Below are 2,768 nucleotides of genomic sequence, written 5' to 3'. Positions count from 1 at the left end.
AAATTGAAAAGCCGGGTTCTGCAACTGCGGGACCCGGTTTTTAATTTTGATAACAAGGAGTTAGGGCGACGGCGATCGCCGCCTCTTTGAAATCGGCCAGAAATCTACCTAAACCGAATATGAACCATATGCCTCATTTCTGTGCGTCCAGTGCATAACGGATGTGCAGAAGGTCCATCTACTAATCACGACCCCTCCGGTCTACATAGAGGTCATCAAACGAAGGGGAACCAAAATGAACATTGCAAAGAAGATCGCCGATTTCGCCCGTTACCAGCGCACCCTGCGCGAGCTTAACTCGCTCGACAGCCGCCAGCTGAACGACCTGGGCATCACCCGCTCCGACATCAAGTCGATTGCGCGCGGTACCTACGCCGCCTAAGCTTTAGGCAAATCGGTATGTAAGATGAAGGCGTCCTCTCGGGCGCCTTTTGTCTTTTTAGAATTCCGCTTTTTCTACCGCGTCAGATCCGCGACGACGCAATCGAGCGCCTTTACGAGATCATCGGGCTTGATGCGGATCTGCAATCCGCGCTGGCCGCCGTTGAGAAAGATCTCATCGTAGAGCTGGGCCATTTCGTCGAGCGCAGTGGGGACGATTTTGCGCTGACCGAGGGGGCTGATGCCGCCGACTTTATAGCCCGTCAGACGCTCGGCGTCGGCGGGCTTCATCATGTGGGCGGACTTCCCGCCAAGGGCCGCGGCGAGCTTTTTCATGTTCACCTCCTCGTCGGAAGGGACGATCGCGCAGATCGGCTTGCCGTCGAGTTCGGCCATCAGCGTCTTGAATACTTCGCCCGGCGATACGCCCATGGCCTCTGCAGCCTGCAACCCGACGCGCTCGGCGTTCGGGTCATAGTCGTAGTTGGCGAGGGTGAAGCTGATACCGGCCTTGATGAGGGCCTGCGTGGCGGGCGTGGTCTTGGACATATGCCTGTTTTAACCCGTCGGCGGCAAAGCTCAAGCTTCAGCGCTCGAGATCAGGGCGCTGCGACCAGCGCGGATCGTCGGCGGGATTTTCGAGATCGTCGAGACCCACATCCCGAAGGATGTGATGGGACAGATTAAGCGCCCTTATGGCGCGGCGACGCTTGGGCTCCGTGGCGTCCTGCCGGTGCAGGAGGGCAGCGGGGAGGGGCAGGAGAAAGCCAAGAAAGCTGGGCAAAGCGAGCATTTGATGCATTCGCTGGCCTTATGGCCGGCGTCCTCTTTGGATTTGACATGAGATGAAAAATGCACCTGATTGCTGCCGGTATCCAACTAAAGCTCGATAACGACGCATAAGGGGTGTTTATCCATGTCGCTGCCACCGCTCAGTGCCATCCGGGTTTTCGAGGCCGTGACGCGGCATCTCAGTTTCACCCGTGCGGGCGAGGAATTGGGCATGACGCAGGCGGCGGTGAGCTATCAGATCAAGATGCTGGAGGAGCGCGTCGGGGCGCCGCTGTTCCTCAGGAAACCGCGGCAGATTGCGGTCAGCGAAGTGGGTTCCAGCCTCGCGCCGCAGGTGCAGCAGGCGTTCGAGATCATGCGCGAGGCTTTTGCCGATACGCGCGGCGAAGTGGATGGGCTGCTCTCGATGACCACCGTGCCGACTTTTGCCAGCCAGTGGCTGGCGCAGAATTTGGGGCTGTTCCAGATCGACCATCCCGAAATTGCGGTGCGCGTCGACAGCACCAGCGACATGGTCGATCTGCTCAATGATGAATTCGATATCGGCATTCGCACGCTCGCGGCGCCACCAGAGAAGGGGCTTGTTTCGCACCTTCTGGTCAAGGCGGACTTCACGCCACTTCTTAGTCCGGCTTTGGCTGAGAGCATCGGTGGGGTCAAGGAGCCGGCGGACCTCTTGAAACTGCCTATGCTCGATCCGCAGGACGAATGGTGGGCACTCTGGTTCGAGATTGCCGGGGTTCCGGGTTTTTCGGCGGAGGGTCGGCCGATGAGCATGCTCAATTGGCAGAGCCTGCTTGGTACGGCCGCAATGGCGGGGCGTGGCGTGACCATGCTGACGCCGGCGCTGTTTCGCGAAGAGATTGCTTCGGGCAGGCTGATCCAGCCGTTTCCGCTGCTGGCGCCGGCGGGGCGGGCCTATTACCTCGTCTACCCCGAAAGCCGGCGCAATGCGCCCAAGATCAAGATGTTCCGCGACTGGATGCTGGAGGCGACGGCCTTCATGCGCAAGGAGTCCTGACAGGTTTTGGCGCGGGTGGGCGCGACTGTTCCCCCGAACCTCAGGGGAACAGAATGACTGCAGACGAACTCAACGCCGTGATCGTGCGGGCCAAGGCCGCGACCTATGTCGGAGGCGGCGTGAAGGCGCTGGCCTCGCGACCGGGATCGCATGATCTCGGGTGGTCCGAGGGCGAGTGGCGCTATCTCGACAGCTACTTTGGCGGCACGGATTTTCTGGGACAGGAAGTGCTGCTGCGCGGGGCGGAGCCGGTCTGGGCCATGAACTACTATGGCTATGTGCTACGGCCGGACCTGATTGATGGCGCAAAGGCGGGGGACACGATCAAGAGCGCGCTGACGGCCATGTATGGCGAGGGGCGGTTTCTCGGTGGTTTTGATTGGACCGGGCCGCATGGGCACTATCGCGACAGGAGCGAGGGCAGTCCGGCGCAGTTTCGCGGGCGCGAGGTGATTTTGGTGGATGGCGTGGAGGCCTATGCGCTCGATTATTTCGGTGGGCTAGTGAAGCCTTAGCGAAACTCAGCCCTCTGACCTCCACAGTGTCATTCCCGCGAAAGCGGGAACCCCTGTTT

Annotated in this window: 5 protein-coding genes; 3 read left to right on the top strand and 2 right to left on the bottom strand. The window is 60.2% G+C overall.

Going from position 1 to position 2,768, the window contains the following annotated elements; genetic code table 11:
• Positions 1–235: 235 nt before the first annotated feature.
• Positions 236–382: a DUF1127 domain-containing protein gene (locus tag ABW043_RS11115; protein ID WP_353921274.1), complete on the top strand. Its 147-nt coding sequence runs from the start codon at positions 236–238 to the stop codon at positions 380–382.
• Positions 383–456: 74 nt separating this feature from the next.
• Here ABW043_RS11115 and ybaK read toward each other — a convergent pair whose 3' ends face one another.
• Entirely contained in the window at positions 457–930 is a 474-nt protein-coding gene (ybaK, locus tag ABW043_RS11110) for a Cys-tRNA(Pro) deacylase (RefSeq protein ID WP_353921273.1), read from the bottom strand.
• Between the two features lie 37 nt (positions 931–967).
• Positions 968–1,174: a hypothetical protein gene (locus ABW043_RS11105; RefSeq protein ID WP_353921272.1), complete on the bottom strand. Its 207-nt coding sequence runs from the start codon at positions 1,172–1,174 to the stop codon at positions 968–970.
• Positions 1,175–1,297: 123 nt separating this feature from the next.
• Between ABW043_RS11105 and ABW043_RS11100 the strand changes: the two genes are divergently transcribed.
• On the top strand, positions 1,298–2,194 hold the full coding sequence (locus ABW043_RS11100) for a LysR substrate-binding domain-containing protein (RefSeq protein ID WP_353921271.1): 897 nt from the start codon (positions 1,298–1,300) through the stop codon (positions 2,192–2,194).
• A 53-nt stretch (positions 2,195–2,247) separates the two neighbouring features.
• On the top strand, positions 2,248–2,709 hold the full coding sequence (locus ABW043_RS11095; protein ID WP_353921270.1) for a DUF5680 domain-containing protein: 462 nt from the start codon (positions 2,248–2,250) through the stop codon (positions 2,707–2,709).
• Positions 2,710–2,768 lie beyond the last annotated feature (59 nt).

The sequence above is a fragment of the Devosia sp. genome (assembly GCF_040509215.1).
In the GTDB taxonomy this organism is placed as follows: Bacteria; Pseudomonadota; Alphaproteobacteria; order Rhizobiales; family Devosiaceae; genus Devosia.
Note: the sequence above shows the minus strand (reverse complement) of the source record. Positions and strands in the feature narration are given on the sequence as shown.